The following is an 18,527-nucleotide window of genomic DNA, read 5'->3' as shown; positions in this document are numbered from 1 at the left end:
GGTTGTGGCGGTGCGCGAGAAGACGAGCGAACCGACGACGAACGCCACGGACAGCACGACGGCAGCCAGGGAGCACGCCATCCGTCCCTTGTGGGCGAGGACGCTCCGTACGGCGATCCTCAGCAGAACCATGCCGTCCCCATCGAATCGCTCGTGATGTGCCTTCGGAGAAGACGGACGCCGACCGGACCGCTCAGCGCGTCGCTTCGAGCGCCAGGGCCCGCTCGACGGCATCGGCCGCGGCGATCGCTCCGCCGGCATCGTGGATCGCCTGACGGAACTCGACGACGCCGCGGGCGATGTCCGGGTCGGTGGTGACACGCCGGACCGCGTCGCGCAGCGCCTGGGGAGTGGCCTGCTCACGTGGCAGGTGCAGGCCGAGCGAGAGGTGTTCGATCTGGCGGGCGTTGGCCTGCTGTTCCGCCATTTGCGGGACGACGACGAGGGGGACCCCGTGGGCCAGTGCTTCCATAGCGCTGCCCATCCCGCCGTGGGTGACGAAGGCCGCCGCGTGGGCGAGCACGTCGAGCTGGGGCACGCTGGAGTGGATCTCGATCGTGTCCGGTACGGGACCGAGGCCGGTGGGATCGACGCTGTGCCCGACGGTCATGACGACGTGCATGTCCGTGTCCGCGAACGCCTCGATGCACGCCCGATAGAACTCAGGTCGCCGGGTGAACTGGGTGCCGAGCGACACGAAGAGGACCGGGCGCCCGTCCTGCGGGGCCTTCCAGCTTCCCTGGTACGAGCGGTTGCCGAGGGCCGGTACTGCGTCAGCTGTCGTGGTTCGGAAGGGGTGCGAAATCCTCGGTGATCGCATAACTGACGCGGTGTCCACGGGAGACCAGCTCGGCCACGACGGCCAGGGTGGGGCACAGTAGGGGCCCAGGTAGGGGCCGCTGACCGGCCAGGACGGCAAACTCCCCTCAGGGATCGGCCCCCAGCTTCCTGATCCGCGACCTCGGGCCGGTGCTGCGGCACATCCGCACCGCACGCTCACGCAACTCCAGCGGGTACTTTCTCGGTGCAGCCATAGCCAGACTTCCCCTCATGAAACCCATCTGACCCGCTGTCACCACGCTCCGCATCCCGGGGAACCTCAGCCGCGTAGTGACCGGCTCATGCGGCCAGCTCGGCCGACTTCGCAGTGGTCGGGGGAGTCAGGGGAGTTCCCTTCGGTGTGGTGGCACTGGTGGTTCAGCCGGCCGATGGTAGTGAGGTGGCGGTCTTGCATTGGAGGCAGGGGACGGTGCGGGGTTGCTGAAGTGCGTCGAGGGCCTGGTCGAGATTGATAGGGGCGCCGCCGGGCTGGCATCCGATGACGTGGACGAGGCGGGCGCCGGGGTGTCCGGGGCGGTGGGGCAGGTTCGTATGGACGACGTGCTCGACGCCGGCCCGCTTCCCGGCTTCCAGCAGGTGTCGGAAGCCCGGGACGTCGTTCTTGAAGTGCCGGATGTCGCTCGCGCAGTGGATGACCGTGACGACGCCCGCGAGTGCCTCGTCGAGCCCGGTGCCGGTGGTCAGGTCGCCGGTGTACCAGTCCACGCCGGCGTCGTCGGGCAGCGCGGTGCGGCGCGTGAGCGCGCGGACCGGGAGGCCGGTGCGGCGGACCCGTTCCAGCACCTCGCGGCCGAGCGTGCCCGTCGCTCCGGTCACCATGATCGTGTCGTTCTCCATCAGTCCCAGCCTTCCGAATCCCTCGTGGATCGCGCCGTCACCGATGAAGAACCGACGGGTCAGCCGTTCTGTGACAGCTCTCGGAGCTGAGTTGCGAGGAAGGCGAGTTTGTCCGGGTTCAGGACGAGCCTGACGCCGGTGATCCCGCCCTCGCCGAGCTCCAGCGCCCCGAACGCGGTCAGCTGGCCGTCCGCCCAGCTGACCACCGCCGGAACGCCGTTCGCCTCGGCGAACCCGATCTCCACGCCGTTGACCCACCGGGAGAAGAGACCGAGGAGGAAGCGGGCCGCCTTGTCCCGCCCGGCCACCGGCCGGCTCGCCGCGCTCGCCCTGCCGCCGCCGTCCGACCAGACGACGACCTGCTCGGAGAGGAGCTGTTCCAGCCCGTCCATCGCGCCCTCGGACGCGGCGGCCAGGAACCGGGCGAGCAGCTCGTCGTCCTGCTCCCGCGAGGTGGTGAACCGCGGCCGGCCGTCGGCCAGGTGCTGCTTGGCCCGGCGGTAGAGCTGGCGCGCATTCGCCTCCGAGCAGTCGAGTACGCCCGCGATGTCCCGGTGGCTGTAGTCGAAGGCGTCGCGCAGCACCACGCAGGCCCGCTCGGGGGCCGACAGCCGCTCCATCATCGTCAGCACGGCGAACGACACCGAGTCCCGCTGCTCCGCCGTCTCCATCGGCCCCAGCGCCCCGGCGCCGGTCCCCACCGGCTCGGGGATCCAGGGCCCGAAGTACTCCTCGCGCTGCACTCGGGCGGAGGTGAGCCGGTTCAGGCACAGGTTGGTGACCACCTTGGCGAGCCACGGCCCCGGCGCGACCACTTGACCGGGCTCGACCCCGTGCCAGCGCAGGTACGCGTCCTGCACGGCGTCCTCGGCCTCGGCCGCCGAGCCGAGCATCCGGTACGCCAGCGAGAAAAGCCGCGATCGATGGTCCTCAAACTCCTGCGCCGCATCCATGCCCCCACGCTAGTAGAACTGGCCCCAATATCGTCAGACTCCACTTCCGACAGCCAAGCCTGGTGAGTGTCATCCGTCCCCGGGCCTCGCGGGCGGCCGCGGCGTAGTGATGAGACCAGCAGGTAGGACCGGAACGCCATGAATGATCTTGGACGCATCCTGCCGGAGCGAGCAACATCACCCCTGCCTGGAACGGTTTCTCCTCGTGGTCGCAGGATCAACTTGCCCGCCCTACCCGCGCCCTGGCCGCCTGGCCAGTTCGGCCCGACCGGATGCCGCCGATCGGGCGGCAGCGGAGTGGCTCTGCCTCGCGCGGCGAGGGCGGACGTTCACCCGGCGTAGGCTGGTCGCGCCACGGCTGTCATGCACGCCCGCGGCGGTGAGCTTCCGGCTCCCGCCGCGCCGCGCATGCTGAGCGTGCTGCTGTTCATTCGGTGGGTGACGCACACTGGGGCCACGCAGTCGGCCGGCCTGCGCATGGCGCCGCAGTGCCCGTCCACGTCCAGGGCGGCCGCACTGACGACCCATCGCAGACCAGGAGAACTCCATGCCCGCCAGCTCTCTGGATCCGCGCACGGCGCTGGTCCTGATCGACCTGCAGAACGGCATCCTCGCCATGCCGACGCTGACCCCCGCGGCCGAGATCCTCAAGCAGGGCACCCGCCTCACCCGGGCCTTCCGGGCCAGGGAGCTGCCTGTCGTCTTCGTCCGGGTCGGCTGGTCGGCCGACGGCGGCGATCTGCCGGCAGGCCGGTCCGACGCGGGGCGGCTGGAGTCGGCGCCGCCCGCGGCGTTCTCCGAGTTCCCCTCCGAACTCGGCGTGCAGGACGGCGACATCGTGATCACCAAGCGGCACTGGGGCGCCTTCACCGGCACCGAGCTGGACCTCCAGCTGCGCCGCAGGGGTGTCACACAGATCGTCCTGGCGGGCATCGCCACCAGCATCGGCGTGGAGTCCACCGCCCGCTCCGCCTACGAGCTCGGCTACCACCTGACGATCGTCGAGGACGCCACCACCGACACCAATGCTGAGGCCCACGCGAACAGCTTCAAGAGCATCTTCCCAAGGCTCTGCGAGGTCGACACCACGGACCGGGTGATCGAACTCCTCGCCGGCTGACATGTCCGCACGCGACTTCGCCGGCGGCCTCACGGACCTCTTCCTGGCCCGGGAGGAAAACGGCCGCTACTCCTGGCAGCTGGCCCTGGTCACGATGGCCGGCATGCTCGTGCCGATGCTCATCGGAATCGCCACCGATCGTGTGGAGCACGGCACGACGGTCGCACTGTCCTCGGTCCTGCTGGGGCTGGCCCTCCCGTCCGGCTCGACCACCGAGCGTATGGCCGCGCTGGCCCAGCGCAGCCTGATGATCACGGCAGCCGCTGCCCTGGGCATCCTGGTGGCCGGCCAGCTGACGGCCACCACGCTCGCCATCGCCGTGGTCGCCTTGCTGGTGCCCGTGCGGGCGATCGGCGCCTCCGCACTGGTCACGTTGGTGATTACGGCGGAGCCCGCCGGACGGATCGACGGCGCCGAGCACATCGCGCTGTTCGCCCTCGGCACCGTATGGGGCTCCCTGCTCGCCCTGCTCCCCTTCATCAGCGGCCCGCCCCCCGACGGACCGCGCCCCGCACCCTTGTCCGTACGGCAGTCCTGGACCGCCCTTCGCTCGGCCATCTCCGGGCGCACGCCCCCGTTCAGGTACGCGGTGCGCCTTGCCGTCTGCTTCATCCTCACCTTCGTCGCCGTGACCGCGGCCGACCTGCCACACGGCACCTGGGCACTGATCGGCATCGTCACCACGATGCGGCCCAGCTGGGGCCAGACGGCCCGGCGCGTCGTCAAGCGCATGGGGGGCACGATCCTGGGCTCGGCCATCGGCGCGGCCCTGCTCGCGATGTCCGGGGCGATCCCGCCGGTTCCGCTCGCCGTGATCACCGCGGTCCTGGCCGGGATCGCCCGGCCCCTGCGGCAGGTCAACTACGGGCTCTGGCCCATCTTCTGGGCCCCCGCGACCCTGCTCCTCCTCACCTTCGGATCGCATCCCAGCTGGATCGACGCCGCCGAACGCGTCGGCAACAACGCCCTCGGGGCAGCACTCGCAGTCGCGGCCACCCTCATCCTGTGGCCGCACAACGAGGAAACCGACGTCCCTGGCCGGCTCGCACTGCTGCTGAGCACGCAGGCCCGCTGGCTGGACCGGGTGGCCTCCGCCATCGGCCACCCCCCGACGGAGCGACTCCACACGATCCAGGCCGTCGAAGCCGCCGAAGCCGAACTGACCGCGTCCCGAGGCCGGCTGGCCATACAGCCACACCCCTCCCGAGACGTCCTCACCGAGCTGGACGCCACCTCGACCGCGGCCGGCCGGCTACGCGGACTCGTCCACGCGCACTTCCCGTACGACGCCCCCCACCTGCCCTTCACCCCCGGTGAACTACGCGTCATCGCGGGAAAACTGCGCGGAACAGCCGACCGGGTGGACGGCATCGACGACACCACACAGCGCCCAATGAACGGCCGGGGCGAGATCACCGCCGCCGCGGCAGACCTCATCGAACACGCAGCCGCCGCTGCCGCCGCGTGCCTCCGGCCCGCACAGCGCGCTCCCCACTGAGACAACGAGGACTTCAACCCGGCACGACACCGTGCCGGCTCCTCGCCGGCACGACCTCAGAGACTGACCGTGTCAGCGAGCGGTGACACCGTGGCGGCAGGTCCTGGCCGCGCTCAACGACACAACCCTCGACGATGCCGAACGAGAAGAGATCGTGGCCCGCGGCGGACCCCGCCTACCGGGAAGCCGTCCAGACCGCGCGAGGCGACTTCGCCGCCCTTCTGCAGCGCGACCGCAGCCCCATGTAGTTACTCAGCGTTACTCGCCACCTGGCGGATTAGCTATACGAGAACTGGGCCGAGGAGCTGGTCGATGCAGGGAGTGATGGTGGTGACTTTGTCCGCCCGGATACGCGTCTCACCGACCCGCAGCCAGACCCGGAAACGCCCGGCGCCCGGTCGGTCCGTAGCCGGCCGCGGGCGGGTGGTGGTGTTCATGTGGGTCACGATCCCAGTGCCGTGTGCGAGATGTGGGTGGTTGGGTGTGAGGTCTCGGGACTTTGTTGACATCACTGCATCAGGACATGGTTGACGGCCTCAGGTGATGGTGGACAGTGGGTCAGAGCTTGGGAGCGTGGATCTTTGCCCTGAATCGCGTGACCGGGTTCCGGTTCTTGCGAGGGTGCAGGGCGAGCTCGGCGTCGTTGAGGGTGATTCGGAAGTAGGTGTCCTCGACGTGGATCGTCACGGTCTCGCCGGCGTAGGTGCGGCCGACTCGTAGCCGCTGGCGGGCGACCATGATGACGCCGTCGACGGGGACCTTGCGCTCGACCCGGATCGCGCCGACGACCGGCGGTGGAAGTTCCTCGGCGGCGAGCCTGGCGCCGCGGAGGTTGGCCCGCTGGTCCGATTCGATGGGGGCGGGCAGCGTTTTGGCGAGTACGGCGTCGTGGACGACGTGCATGAGATGTCCGTCCAGCCTCAGGGTGACCCGACGGTTGGCCAGCTCGTAGCCGATCTTCACCGGAGTGCTGCCGAGCCTGGCGATACCGCTGCCATCGACGTTCCGGTCGACCTCGATGACGGCACCGGGCTCCAGCCGCCCTCGCTGGACCACCGCCGGTGCGGCCGGGGGCGGCCCGGCCTTGACCGCACCGCGCATCGACAACTCGCGCAGGTTGTCGGCGTCCAGGCGGGAGGCAGCACTCTTGAGTACCTCGCCGTCGAGGCTGATGTGGATGGTGAGTTCGTCAACCCACACGCGGACCTTGCGTCCGGCGTGGTCGTTGCTAAGCCTGACGCGCTGGATCCGCGGGAGAACGCCGACGTGGCCGCTGGCGGTGACGATGGTCTCGAACTCCATGGCCGGTCCGGTCCCTGCCATGAGTAGGGCGGCTGGCTGCGGTTCGGCCACGAGTTCGGGTTCCGCGTCGGGTGCCCGGACGGGGACGACGGTCGTGGGTTCGGGCTGCGGGTTGGGCCGGAAGAGGCTGGCCGGGGCGGCCATCTTCAGCGCCTGGTGTGGGTGGGCGGTGTTGTAGGTGTGGACCCAGGCGTCGACCGCCGCTTGGGCGGCGGGCAGATCGGCGAATGCGCCGGCGACGTCCAGGAGCTCCCGCCGCAGAGTCTGATGCCATCGCTCGATTTTCCCAGTCGTCGTCGGCGAGTAGGGCTTGATCAGCTTGGCTGTGATGCCGTTCTCCCGGCAGACCCGCTCGAACAGCACCTCGGCGGGGCGAGGCTTGGTGAACCGCCCGGTGAACTGCTTACCGTTGTCGGTGAGCACCTCTGCCGGCACGCCGTAGACGCGCATCGCGCGCACGAACGCGTCCGCGACCGCCCTGCCCGAAGGCACCGCGAGAACCGTGGAGACGACCACGGACCGGGAGTGATCGTCGATCCCGGTGAGCATCTTGCACTCGCGGCCGGCGGACAGAAAAATGCCGCCGACCAGGTCCATCTGCCACAAATGCATGGGCGTCTCGCGCTGCCAGCGTTTGTACTTGCGGCGGTGTTGCTGCTTCTGGTGCCGGATCAGGCCGTTGCGTTCCAGGGCCCGGTGCACAGTGGCCCGCGATGGCGCCGCGGGGATTCCGGTCCTTGCGATTTCGTAAGCAATTCGGCGGGCGCCCCAACGCGGGTTGGCCCGGCGCATCTCACAGGCCAGCGCTTCTGCCGCGGCAGGCAGCCGGTTCGGGCTGTTGTGCGGCCGCCGGGATCTCTCCTTCAGCCCGTCCAGGCCGCCGGCCTCGTGCTTGGCCTTCCATGCGTAGATCGTCTGCCGAGACACCCCGTACCGGATGGCCACCTCGCTGACCGGTGATCCGTCAAGGACCTCAAGAACTGCTCGGTAGCGCTGCTCTACCAACCAAGCCGGGCCCCGCCCGGCATCCGCCCCCTCGACCACGGCAACCATGGTCGAGGAGTCGAAGGAGAGCCGTCAAGAGTGTCCTGAGACTGCTGTCCAGGATGTTCCGAGACTCTTCTGTCAACTATCTCCTGAGGCCACACACCACAGACGCGGGCGACAACACCGCCGGGCAGGTGCCAGATGCCGTTGTCGAGGGCGCGGATCAGCTGTGCCTCCGCGGCGTCGAAGCCTGCGCGGAGGCATGCCTCTCGAAGGGCGGGCAGAGTCGCCTGGCCGTCGTACGTGACGGTAATCATCAGGTTGTGCCTCCCTGATCGTGTGGTCGACAGCGTGCCGAAGGGTGTGGGTGGTGCCTCGTCTACGGACGGGAGGCATGGACGATCTGACGGGCAGTGCGGAACGTCTCGGCGCCGTGGGCTCCGTCTGGGAAGCGCTCGACGACGCGGTGGTGCACGTGCTGCCGGTATGCCAGCACGGTCAGGCCGCCGAAGACCGCCATGTCGAGCTGTTGCTGCGAGCTAAAGCAGGCCAACGCCTCCTGCTTGGCGGCCAGTAGGTCGGGGGTGCCGACGAAGTAGAGGTTCGGCTCGAAGTTGCGGCTGTAGGGGGAGCGGAAATGGATCAGGTCGGCAGCCTCGCGCATCGCGACGGTGGTGGCCTCCTCGCCTGTAACGGCATGGTCGAGGTGCTGGTCGTCGGGGTAGTGGGTGTAGACGACGTCGGGGCGCTCCGTGGCGAAGGCGTCGAAGAGGGCTGCGTTGATGGCGCCTCGGTGGTCGGTGAACCGGGTGTCGGGGATGGGAGAGAACGTGTAGCCGTCGATGCCGAGGATCTTCGAGGCGGCCAGGCATTCGTCGCGGCGTACAGCCACGGCGTCCTTCTGCGTGCTTCCGGTGCTCAGGCAGTGAACACGGACTCGGTCGCCGGCAAGGACGTGGTCGCGGATACGCATGCCCATGGCCAGCTCGGCGTCATCTGGGTGCGCGACGATGACCAGGACAGACCGGGGGATGGTCAAGGGGACTCCTCGTTGAGGGTGACCTCGAGTGCGCTGTGAGCGCGGCGGCCGTCGAGGCCCTGCCAGCGAAAGGGCTCGTGCTTCTGGCGGGGCCATCGCAGGTAGTGGAGGTTGCCGACGGCGTCTGCCGGTCCGCGACCGTGCCGGTAGGCGATCTTGGACGTCTGGCCGCCGTCGAGGTGGAACACCGTCGCTGGATCTTGGCCCGCCCGCGCGCACAGTTCGGCGGTCTCCTGGACGGTGACGCCCTGGAATGTGGGGGCGAGGGGCGCGCCGTCCAGAACGGTCAGGGTCAGTTGCCGACCGTCGAGGGCGAGAAGGGTGCGGGCGTAGCGGACGTCGGGGCGGAAGGGATTCGTGCCGAGGCTCTGGTCCCAGGCTGCGGTGCGTCCGGTCGCGGCGTCGGCGGCCGAGGGCCCCAAGGACAGGGCGCTTTCGATGTCGGTGGTGCAGAGGGTGTCGACTGCAGTGACGTGAACGCGTGCGTTCGCGACGAGGTGGGTGGGCCAAGGCCGGTGCGCACGCAGGACGTAGGCGCCGGCGAACAGGTCGGCACCGCCGCCGGGATGCAAGGCGGTGATCCGCGCCCCAGCAGGGGCAGAGGAGACTACGCAGTCGAGGACAGCCGGGTCGCGGGGTGTGGTGTTGGCGACCCGGTCGACGTCGCGGCGGAACCCGGTGCGGGGGTCGTCGCGATAGCGGATGTGGCAGTTCGCTGCGCCGAACACGGTGAGGTTCCCGGGTGGGGCCGGGTACGGCGTGGGGTCCTTGGACCCAGTCCAGGGATGTGGGCGGCCGGCGACGGTCAGGGTGCCGGTGGCGGCCAAGGTACGTACGGCCGGGCGGCCTTGGTGTAGGAGAAGGGCGGGTTTGGTGACGGTGGGCAGGCTGGCGGCGGTGTGGTCGCGGACGGCGAGGTCGAGGCAAGGTTCGGCGGGCTGGTAGGTGGGGTCGTCGGAGATGTAGGCGAAGGCGCCGGAGGTCGCGGCGACGGTGGGGCCGGTGACGAGGCGGCGCAGGTGGAATCCTGCCGGGGAGGAGACGGGTCGGCACGCGGCGCGGTCGAGGTCGAGGGTGAGGGTGTAGGCGTTGGTGAGGCTGCCGTCGCCGAGGTCGATTGGGCGGGCTGCGAGGACGACGCCCGGTGCGAGGTATCGGGTCCATGCTGGCGTAGGGCGGGCAAACGGGCTCTGGTCGCGGGACAGCGACTGGATGCTGGGCGCGTGGATGCCGCGGGCGCTCAGTTCCGCCAAAGCGTCCAGGGCGGGATGGTCACCGGGCGGGGCCATGGGGACGTTCATCTCGCCACCGGTCCGGCGGCGGCCAGCAGGTCGGGGACGGTGAACGGCCCGGCATCCAGCAGACGACGCAGGCTGCGGCGCAGCTGGTCGGCCGTCGCGGGCGGGGCGGTCGCCGGGTAGGGGACGGTGCGGGCCTCCAGCCGGTACAGCATCACGCCCGCGGCCACCGTCGCGAGAAGGTCGTCGTCGTGCCAGGGCCGGGCAGGGCCAGGGAGGGTGTAAGCGTCGAGGAACGCGATGGCGAGGGGAGGCAGGAGCGTGGACCGGGTGATGTGGTGCAGGACCAGGTGGGCGAGGAGGTAGCCGAGGTCGAACAGTGGAGCGCCCGTGTGCACGTTGTCGAGGTCGACGAACGCGGTGCGCCCGGCGTGGAGGCTGAGGTTCTTCGGGCAGGTGTCGCCGAGGATCAGTTGCTGGCCAGGCAGATCGTCAAGGCGGCGACACGCCTCGTCGAGTGCGCGGTGGCCGCAGGCGCGCAGGCAGTAGCCATGAGCGTGTTCGGCGCGGAAGAGGTCGTCGCCGTCGCCGTCGCGCAGCGGCGGCAGGCCGGCAGTGGCGTGGTGGATGCGGGTCAGGGCCTTGCCCAGGCGCGTGCACTCCTCAGTAGTGGCCGCGCGCTGGTCGAGGTGCTCGCGCCAGGCGCGGCCGTCGGGGAAGACGTCGGTCATCACCATGGAGTGGGCCTCGGGCAGGAGGGCCAGGACCTTCGGGAACAGGTCGGGCAACAGGCCGTGGTGGATTGCCAGAGCCCTGTGCTCGACCATGATCAGCGCCGGGTCGGTGGCGATGTGCGGGATCCGGGCGAAGCGGTGGCCGCGGACCTTGACGATGACGTTGCCCGCCTCGCCGCGGACGCGGAAGACGTGGCTGACATTTCCGCCACTGCACACCTCGATGCGGGTAGTGCGCCCGGTGTGGCGGCGGCACGCGGCAAGAACCTGGTGCAGGTGGGGGCCGAGGACCTCGGCCAGGCCGGGATCGGTGGGGCCGGTGGTGGGTGGGGCGGTCATGACGTGGCCCCGAGGGCGGTGAGGGTGCGGCCGGCAGGTGCGGCCGGGACGGTGGTGGGGTGGAAGTCGAGGACGACGGGGGCGGTGGGTCTGCCTCCGTCGGCCCAGCGGCGGGCCATCGACAGGTAAGCGGCGGCCATCAGGCGGGCCGGTCGGCGGTGATCGGCCAGGTCAGAGGCCATCCGCTCGCGGGGTATACGGCCGGTGAGGTAGGAGAGGAACTCGGTGACGGCGCAGTCGCGGGCCGAGCGCTGGGTCGGCAGGACCGTGCTGTCACCGCTGCCCTGCACGAGGTCAGCGAAGTCGAGCGCCCGGTGGCGTTCCCAGTCGGGGCGCAGCCGGTCGTTGCGGAAGACGTGGAGCTCGATGTGGTCGGCACCGCCCGCGGCCCGCCGGTCGGTGCCGTCCTGGTCGCCGTGAAGGGTCTGCAGGACGTGCAGGTGCAGTGCCTGGAATGGGCCTTGCTGGACGATGTGGCCTTCCTGCCCGATCCGGCCGTTGCCCTTGTAGAGGCCGTTCGTCACGGGGCGGAGGTTGCCGCGCTGGGAGAAAGTGCTGTGCGCGAGGTTGCTGCTGGCGAGCGTCAGCAGCCGTCCCCGGCTGCGGTAGGCGACGTTGAGGAACACGTCGATCTCGCCGAAACCGTGGGTGAGCTGGTGCAAGTCCTGTTCGGTGTAGGGGTTGCGGTCGGCGAAGCCCGGCAGGAGCCGTTCGTGGTCGGCGATGGTGAGCTGGGCGAGGCTGTCGGCTGGCCGGGTGCACGCCGCGTGGACCTCGACCTCGTCGAGCTCCTTGCCGGGGCGCTCGCCAGCGGACAGCAGCCACGGCACGGTGTCGAAGTGGTGGTAGCCGGAATGCCCCGCCTTTCCGTACCCGCGGTCGAACCCGTGGTAACCGATGTCAACGAGCTCGTCCGGGAGCCTCCACTGGCCGTCGCCGTGGCTGGACTGGATCGAGGTGACGGGGCAGTTCGTGGCCTCGGCGACCTCGGCGATCAGATCCCGCATGATGCGAAAGGCCGGGTGCCAGCGGCGCTGGGACAACACGCTGACCACCATCCGCGGATCACGGCGACAGGCCCTGCGGTAGGCGGCCAGGAGGGTGTCGAAGTCGTCGGCGATCCCCAGGGCGGCCGCCGGGTCGGTGGAGGCACCCGGGCGGATGGTCAACGGCTTGTCCAGCAGCACCGGCAGGCCCCGCTCGATCGCCCACAGCGCGTACGGCAGGTGGACGGACGGTTCCGTCGCCACGACGACGGCGCCGACCCGCTCACGGGCCACGACATCGTCCAGGACGCCGCGCACGCGGCCAGGCAGGACGCTGCGAACGGCGGGAAAGGCTTCCACCGCGACGACCGGCATCCGCCGGGGCTGGCGGGGCGTGCCGTACTGGACGAGCGTGCCGCCGATGTGGGGGAGGTCGACGCCGGTGAGGGTGCCCGCGAGGCCCACATCCTGGGCGGCGGCGAGCGCGGGAAGGTGGTTGAGGCGGGTGTGCGGGCCGACACCGATCACCATGATGTTGACGGCGCTCACCGGCGGGCCGCCGTGCCGGCGCCGAGCAGCGGAAGGACGCCTTCGCCGACCTGGTACGCCTCTTCCAGGTGCGGGAACCCGGACAGGATGAACTCCTCGATGCCCAGGGCCGCGTACTCGGTGATCCGGTCGGCGACTTCCCGGTGGGAGCCGACCAGCGCGGTGCCGGCGCCACCGCGCAGCAGCCCCACCCCGGCCCACACGTTCGGGTGCACCTCCAAGTCCGCGGTGCGGCCGCTGCCGCGGTAGGCGGCGTGCAGGCCGCTCATGCGGGCCTGACCGGTGGACTGGCTGGTGGCGAGCGTGGCCTGCACCCGTTCCACCTGACGCGGGTCGATACCGGCCACCAGGCGCTCGGCGTCGGCCCACGCCTGCGCGGAGGTGTCGCGGGCCACGACGTGGAAGCGGATCCCGAACCGCACGGTCCGGCCCTGTTCGGCGGCCAGGGACCGGATCCGCTCCAGCTTGGCCGCGACCTGGGCGGGCGGCTCGCCCCACGTCAGGTAGGTGTCCGCGTGCCGGGCCGCGACCGGGCCAGCCTCCGTGGACGAGCCACCGAAGTACACGCCAGGCAGCGGGTCGGGTGGGGCGAAGACGGCCGCGCCGCGCACGTCGTAGTGGCTGCCGGTGTAGTCGAACGGACCGGACCAGGCGCCGCGCAGGACCGTGAGCCACTCCGCGGTCCGCGCGTAGCGCTGCGCCTTGTCCAGGTGGTCGCCGAAGCGGGCCTGCTCGGCCGCCTCGCCGCCGGTCACCACGTTGAGCAGCAGGCGGCCCCGCGATTGGCGCTGGAAGGTGGCGGTCATCTGGGCGGCGAGCGTGGGGGATATCGCGTCGGGGCGCAGCGCGACCAGGAACTTGAGGTGTTCGGTCTCCTGGGCGAGGGCGGCGCAGGTCAGCCAGGCGTCCTCGCAGTACGTGCCGACGGGGGTGAGGATCGCATCGAAGCCCATGTGCTCGGCGGCCTGCGCGATCTGCGTCATGTACTTGAGGGCGGGGGCACGGTGGCGGTCGGAGCCGGTGTCGGCGAGGGCGCTGTCGTGGCCGGGGCCGTGGGTGCCGTGCATCCCGGTCGTCAGGGTGCGGCCGTCGCTGGCGGTGGGCAGGAACCAGTGGAAACGCATCGGTACTCCAGAAGTCGACGAGGTGAGGGAGATGTTCAGTCGGAGGTGAAGTCGCCGTCGGCGCGGGCCCGCAGCCGCCGGTAGAGGGCTTCGCTGATGGCGATGCGGCCGTCGTGCCGGGCGCGCGCCGCGCGGTCCCGGCCTGCCCGACCGGGCAGCCGTACGGCTCCACCCTCGCGCGTAGGCGTCTGTTGGATCGTCTCGGCGAGGCGGCTGTTGGCCGCGAGGTGGCTGCTGTCGCCCTGGCCGGCGAACGCTGGGTTGAGGGCGATGAACATGTAGCCGGTGTTCCAGGTGGAGTCCACGCCGTCGCCCATGGGGAACCCGAAGAGCGATCCGGTGAGGATCTGGATGAGCAGGGAGAGGGCGTAGCCGCGGTGTTCCCCGAAGACCATCGCCGCTCGGGCGGTATCGGGATCCTCGGTGAACGCGCCGTGCTCGTCGACGAAGCAGTTAGGGGGCAGCGAGGAGCCGCCGCGTCGCGCTTCCCAGAGCACGCCCATGGGGGCCAGCGTGGTCGACATGTCCGCGCTGACGGTGTCGGTGCCGGTCGGGAAAGCGAAGCTGACCGGATTGACGCCGAGGAAGGGGCTTTGGGCGCCGTGCACCGTGGCGTCCGGCCGGGAGGTGTTCGCTACCAGGCCAACCAGGCCCTGGGCGGCGATCTGCTCACTCCAGGTGGCGAGGATGCCGTACCGCTGGGTGTTGATCATGCCGACGACGCCCACGCCGAGCCGGCGGGCCTTGCGGACGGCGAGGCTGACGGCGAAGTCGGCGCTGAGCGGCCCGATCTCACGCTGGCCGTCCACGACCGCCATGGCACCGCGCTCATGCCTGATGCGGGGAGGACCGGTGCGTTGGGAGAAAAACTGCGACTCGAAGGCGAACTTGGCCAGTCCGTGCGACGGCTTGCCGCGCAGCTCTCCGTCCAGGTAGTGCTCAACAACCCGGCCGACCCCGGAACCCGGAACGCCGGCCCGGTTGCAGGCGGTCGTCATCAGCGTGCGGATGTCGTCGAGAGCAACGTCCAGTCGGTTCGCATCCGCGGGGACGTGGTGGTCCGGGGCCGGGCTGTTCCACCCGGCCGGCCCGATGCCGGAGGGTAAGCGTGCAGGGGCGGGCTCGTGGGCTCGTATCACGGTATCTCCGTACGAGGGGATGGACGATGCCGGGCACCGGGCGGCTGCCGCGGTACCGGGCTCGGGGCTGTCAGCGCGGGGCGCGGACCATGTGCTCGACCACGGTCCGGCCGCGTTCGATGAGGACGGTGTCGGATTTGGCCAGGCCGGTGCTCAGGTAGGAGACACCGAGTCGGACGGTGAGCAGCACGAGGCCTCGCTGCTCGGTCGGCGAAAGCAGCCGTCCGAATCCGGTGAGGAAGGCATCGCGAAGGTCGGGGCGGGTAGGCCACGCGGCGCCGCAGAGCCACACGAGGTCCTCGATGGCGAGGCCCGGCGCGGACTCCTCGAAGTCGATCAGACCGTACTGACCCGGTTCCGGTGCCGGGTTCCACAGCCAGTTGCGGGGAGAATAGTCGCCATGCCGGTAGACCAGCGGGAGGCTCCGGGCGAGGCCGGGCAGGTCACGGGCGACGTCGCGGACGAGGTCCCGCTCGGCGGGCGCGAGCTGGTCATCGATGCGTTCAAGGATCACGGCGGCCTCGTCGGCCTGTGTCTGCACCGACGTCATGATGCGTTGGTGCTCGTGGTCGCTGATCGGCTCCGGGACGTCGTGCCAGCGCCGAAGCACGTTTCCGGCGAGCCGGTGAACCTCCTGCTCTTCGCTCTGCCCGAGGGGCAGTCCCCGTACGACACGGCCCGCAAGAGCGGAGAGGACGACCGCCGGACGGTCCGGATCGCCGGCCAGCAACTGCGGTGCCTCGGCCGGAGCGAGCGCCCGCGCCGCGTGCTCGCACCCGCGGACCTCCCGCTCGTACGTCTCGGTGGAGGGGTACAGCTTGACGAAGACCTCACCGCGGTCCGTCACTACGCGCCAGACCCGAGAGTCCCCGCGCGGCCAAGAGGCATCCGTGACGGTGGCGGTATCCATGGCGGGGAGGTGACGGGCGACCCACTGGTGCAGGTCCGGAGGCATCGAGGCGGCGTGCGTCATGGCGCGGCTCTTTCACGAGATACGAAGGGCGTGGTGATTCGCGGGGACGCGGGCGGTCCCTGGGGCAGGTCGAATCTATGCAGCAGCCGCCCCGGTGCGGGGGTGTCCCGGACACCTGGAGGGCTCCGGCCCGGCGTACGCGGCGGCCTCATCACCGGGCTCCTGCTGCCGTGGTCAGCTCGGCCTGCTTCAGGCGCTGGAGGAAGGCGCCGACCTGAGGCTCGGCGGCCCACGGCGCCAGCGCTACTGCTACGTCGTCGAGATGGGCCTGGGCGCGGGTGGACTCCACTCGCTGCAGCAGGGACAGGGCCCGATCGCCGTGGTCGAGTGCCGCATCGAGGTCGCGTGCCTGGCAGGCGGCCGTGGCGGCGACGGCCATGCGAAGGCCCACGGCGCGGCTCTGGTGGACGTCGGTCAGTTCTCCTGCCTGCTGGCTCCAGCCGAGGGCGGCCCTGGACTTGCGCAGGTCACGGAAGATCTCGGTGGCGTCCGCCGCCAGCCGACCGTGGGTGACGTAGGAGAGCCGCGGGGAGTCCTGGGACCCGGGGGTGATCTTGTCGAGCCAGGTTTCCGCCCGGCTCAGCGCGGTGCTCGCCCCGGTCGCGTCCCCCATGCGGGCCAGCGCGCGGGCCTCGGCCAGCTTCGCGAAGGCCAGGACCCGGCGGGAGGCGTGATGGCGGCCGCGGTGGTAGGCACCCTGGGCCATGTCGAGGGCCTGGTCCGGTGCACCCTCCAGGATGGTGTGCAGGGCCATGGTGGTCAGGACGTAGGCGCCCATCTCGATGTCGCCGCCGGCGCGGGCCAGGCGCAGCGCCTGTACGAAGTGCTGCTGGGCGGCCGCGCTGTGCCCTGCGTCGAACGCCGCCCAGGCGGCGACACGGGAGAGTTCCGCGGTGATGGAGAACAGCTCACGCGTGATGGCCTCGTGGTGGCGGCCGCTGAGCAGCGGCAGGGCGCGTTCGTTCAGGCAGCGCCGGATCGAGCTCACCCGCCAGTTCCCGCCGCCGAACCGCGCGTCCCACAGACGGGCCTGCTCGGCCGTGTCCTGCAACTCCTTCAGGTCTTCCGCCTCGATCAGCCGTCCGGTACTCCGGTCCTCTTGGCCGGGGGAGTCCGCCGAGTCGGTGGAGTCGGTGGGAACGGCGAGCCAGCGGGTGACGGGCAGCACGTAGCCGGGGGCGGCGAACGCCCCGTGCGGCGCCTCGGGGGCGCTCCAGTGGGTTCGCGCGCCCTTGATCGCGCCCTCGCGGTCGCGCGGGAAGTCCCAGCCGCGCGGTGCCTGGTCGAAGACCGCTGCCATGCCGATCTCCTCCACCATGACGGTCCGGCCGATCCGTTCGGTCAACGCGGCGGCGATGTACTGGGGCACGGGGTCCTTCGGTGTTGCTCCGGCGAGCCAGCGGGCGACACTGCTGTGGCTGTACGCCGTGGCCTGTCCGTCCCGCTCGGCCAGCTGGTTGACGCGGAACGCGAGGCCCTTGTGGCTCATGCCGTGCCCGTTGAGGAGCAGGGCGAGCGCCGTGTTCGGCGTTCTGGGCAGACGGCCGGACATCGAGCCTCCCGGATCGAGGAACGTAGAAGGGGGGTGCCCGCGGACGGCTCCAGGTGCCGGGTCGGCGGGAGCCGGACTCCGGCTTCCTGGCGCGGCGGGCGGTCTGGGGTGGAGACGGGGTCAGAAGTACTCGGGCATCCACGGCTCACGCTCGGCCGTGGCGCGGACCAGCCGGGCTACCGCGCGGGGCTCACCGTGAACGCCGTCGAGGAGGGCCGCGGCCGCCGTGCGGTAGCCGCCCGCGTACCAGTGGGCGAACTGCCGGGCGGTGAGCGTGACTTCGTGCCGTCCGCCGGGCCGGGGCGTCAGGTCAGCGGCGCCGGAGGCGATGCGCAGGACCATGGGCGCCGGCGGGCCGGTACCGGTGGCGCGGAGCAAGAGGGGGAGGGTGATGTCGACGTCCTCGGGCCAGCCGCGAAGGCGCACCGCCTCTGCGGGGTCGAGGATGTGCAGCATCCAAGGGTGCCAGGAGGTGGCGCAGGCAGCCCCGGCCTGGCGCAGATGGGATTGCAGCAGCCCGGCAGGCGGCAGCGCGGTGCGCTGGAACATGACGGTGGGGATGCGGCTGTGGTGACGGCCGAGGAAGCCGAGCATGGCCGTGGCCGCCTCACCGGTCGCCGCCCAAAAGTCGTGGACGACCAGGCGGCGGCCGGCCGGGTCCCGGTCGAAGGCGAGCGCGAGCAGCCCGCCCGGGGCCTGGCCGGGCAGGACGAAGCGGTAGTGCGTCATACCGGGGTGTTCGGACTGCTGCCAGGCGGGCCACCAGACCGGCCGCTGCCACGGCCCGTTCCAGTGCGCGGCCAGCTCACGCTGCCTCCCCCGGTCCCGGTCCTGGTCATCGGTAGCGTGGACGATGTCGAACCCGCGGCCGTCGGTGATGCCGCGCAGTTCGGCGGTGGGCACCTTCCAGGAGCACACCTGAGCCGGTGCGGCCCAGCCCATGTGGCGGCCGTACCCGGTGGAGGTCGTCCACGCGGTCGCCAGGACGGCGCCCTGCTCCTTCAACGGCCGTAGCCGCTCTTCGAGGAGCGTCGACCACAGCCGGTCGCCGCGGGCTTCGGGTGCGACGCAGCCGCCGACCAGGCAGGCGCCGGGAACCGGGCGGCCGCCGAAGAACTGGGGGACTGCGAGGGCGAGTCCCCCGCCGATGACGCGGCCGTCGCGGACCGCGACCCGGGCGTCCGCGTGCTCGCGCAGCCGGGTGACGTCCTCGACCCGGTGCCCGTAACTGCGCACTGTCAAGTCCTGGTACTCCTGCCACAACGCGTCGTCTGCTTCGACGACGACCAGTGTGCTGCCCGGCATCGGTACTCCCTT

General features: G+C 70.9%; 15 protein-coding genes. 2 read left to right on the top strand and 13 right to left on the bottom strand.

What is annotated here, in order from left to right:
- Window positions 1–193: 193 nt before the first annotated feature.
- The 3 genes from MTF69_RS24980 to MTF69_RS24970 form a co-directional block, all read right to left on the bottom strand.
- Window positions 194–820, bottom strand: a complete 627-nt coding sequence (locus tag MTF69_RS24980) for a nucleotide disphospho-sugar-binding domain-containing protein (RefSeq protein WP_243337929.1) — start codon at window positions 818–820, stop codon at window positions 194–196.
- Window positions 821–1,197: 377 nt separating this feature from the next.
- Window positions 1,198–1,677, bottom strand: a complete 480-nt coding sequence (locus MTF69_RS24975; RefSeq protein WP_243337928.1) for an NAD(P)H-binding protein — start codon at window positions 1,675–1,677, stop codon at window positions 1,198–1,200.
- 59 nt (window positions 1,678–1,736) lie between these two features.
- Window positions 1,737–2,630, bottom strand: a complete 894-nt coding sequence (locus tag MTF69_RS24970) for an RNA polymerase sigma-70 factor (RefSeq protein WP_243337926.1) — start codon at window positions 2,628–2,630, stop codon at window positions 1,737–1,739.
- 547 nt (window positions 2,631–3,177) lie between these two features.
- On the opposite strand from MTF69_RS24970, the gene MTF69_RS24965 reads away from it, so the two are divergent.
- Both MTF69_RS24965 and MTF69_RS24960 read left to right on the top strand, forming a co-directional pair.
- Window positions 3,178–3,750 carry a hydrolase gene (locus MTF69_RS24965; RefSeq protein WP_243337925.1) on the top strand — a complete coding sequence of 191 codons (573 nt, stop codon included), beginning with the start codon at window positions 3,178–3,180 and terminating at the stop codon, window positions 3,748–3,750.
- A gap of 1 nt (window position 3,751) precedes the next feature.
- Window positions 3,752–5,248 carry an FUSC family protein gene (locus tag MTF69_RS24960; RefSeq protein WP_243337923.1) on the top strand — a complete coding sequence of 499 codons (1,497 nt, stop codon included), beginning with the start codon at window positions 3,752–3,754 and terminating at the stop codon, window positions 5,246–5,248.
- Between the two features lie 558 nt (window positions 5,249–5,806).
- On the opposite strand, the gene MTF69_RS24955 is transcribed toward MTF69_RS24960, so the two are convergent.
- The 10 genes from MTF69_RS24955 to eis all read right to left on the bottom strand — a co-directional run bounded on the left by MTF69_RS24955 (window position 5,807) and on the right by eis (window position 18,515).
- Entirely contained in the window at window positions 5,807–7,603 is a 1,797-nt protein-coding gene (locus MTF69_RS24955; RefSeq protein WP_243337921.1) for an IS481 family transposase, read from the bottom strand.
- Window positions 7,604–7,916: 313 nt separating this feature from the next.
- Window positions 7,917–8,576: a PIG-L deacetylase family protein gene (locus MTF69_RS24950; RefSeq protein WP_243337919.1), complete on the bottom strand. Its 660-nt coding sequence runs from the start codon at window positions 8,574–8,576 to the stop codon at window positions 7,917–7,919.
- The gene (locus MTF69_RS24945; protein WP_243338225.1) at window positions 8,573–9,877 is read right to left on the bottom strand and encodes a hypothetical protein; all 1,305 of its coding nucleotides are present in this window, start codon (window positions 9,875–9,877) and stop codon (window positions 8,573–8,575) included. The genes MTF69_RS24950 and MTF69_RS24945 overlap by 4 nt, the downstream gene beginning before the upstream one ends.
- Window positions 9,874–10,887, bottom strand: coding sequence for an aminoglycoside phosphotransferase family protein (locus MTF69_RS24940; RefSeq protein ID WP_243337918.1), 1,014 nt, complete (start codon window positions 10,885–10,887; stop codon window positions 9,874–9,876). The genes MTF69_RS24945 and MTF69_RS24940 overlap by 4 nt, the downstream gene beginning before the upstream one ends.
- Window positions 10,884–12,422 carry a Gfo/Idh/MocA family protein gene (locus tag MTF69_RS24935; RefSeq protein WP_243337915.1) on the bottom strand — a complete coding sequence of 513 codons (1,539 nt, stop codon included), beginning with the start codon at window positions 12,420–12,422 and terminating at the stop codon, window positions 10,884–10,886. The genes MTF69_RS24940 and MTF69_RS24935 overlap by 4 nt, the downstream gene beginning before the upstream one ends.
- The gene (locus tag MTF69_RS24930) at window positions 12,419–13,546 is read right to left on the bottom strand and encodes an LLM class flavin-dependent oxidoreductase (protein WP_243337912.1); all 1,128 of its coding nucleotides are present in this window, start codon (window positions 13,544–13,546) and stop codon (window positions 12,419–12,421) included. The genes MTF69_RS24935 and MTF69_RS24930 overlap by 4 nt, the downstream gene beginning before the upstream one ends.
- Window positions 13,547–13,581: 35 nt before the next feature.
- Complete coding sequence (locus MTF69_RS24925) at window positions 13,582–14,685, bottom strand: Ldh family oxidoreductase (RefSeq protein WP_308401447.1); 1,104 nt, start codon at window positions 14,683–14,685, stop codon at window positions 13,582–13,584.
- 70 nt (window positions 14,686–14,755) lie between these two features.
- Window positions 14,756–15,658, bottom strand: coding sequence for an aminoglycoside phosphotransferase family protein (locus MTF69_RS24920; RefSeq protein ID WP_243337907.1), 903 nt, complete (start codon window positions 15,656–15,658; stop codon window positions 14,756–14,758).
- 151 nt (window positions 15,659–15,809) lie between these two features.
- Window positions 15,810–17,210 carry a sporulation associated protein gene (locus MTF69_RS24915; RefSeq protein ID WP_243337905.1) on the bottom strand — a complete coding sequence of 467 codons (1,401 nt, stop codon included), beginning with the start codon at window positions 17,208–17,210 and terminating at the stop codon, window positions 15,810–15,812.
- Between the two features lie 120 nt (window positions 17,211–17,330).
- Window positions 17,331–18,515 carry an enhanced intracellular survival protein Eis gene (gene eis / locus MTF69_RS24910; protein WP_243337903.1) on the bottom strand — a complete coding sequence of 395 codons (1,185 nt, stop codon included), beginning with the start codon at window positions 18,513–18,515 and terminating at the stop codon, window positions 17,331–17,333.
- Window positions 18,516–18,527: the final 12 nt, after the last annotated feature.

Source organism: Streptomyces sp. AP-93 (assembly GCF_022808175.1).
Taxonomy (GTDB): domain Bacteria; phylum Actinomycetota; class Actinomycetes; order Streptomycetales; family Streptomycetaceae; genus Streptomyces.
This window is presented reverse-complemented; position numbering and strand designations above follow the sequence as displayed.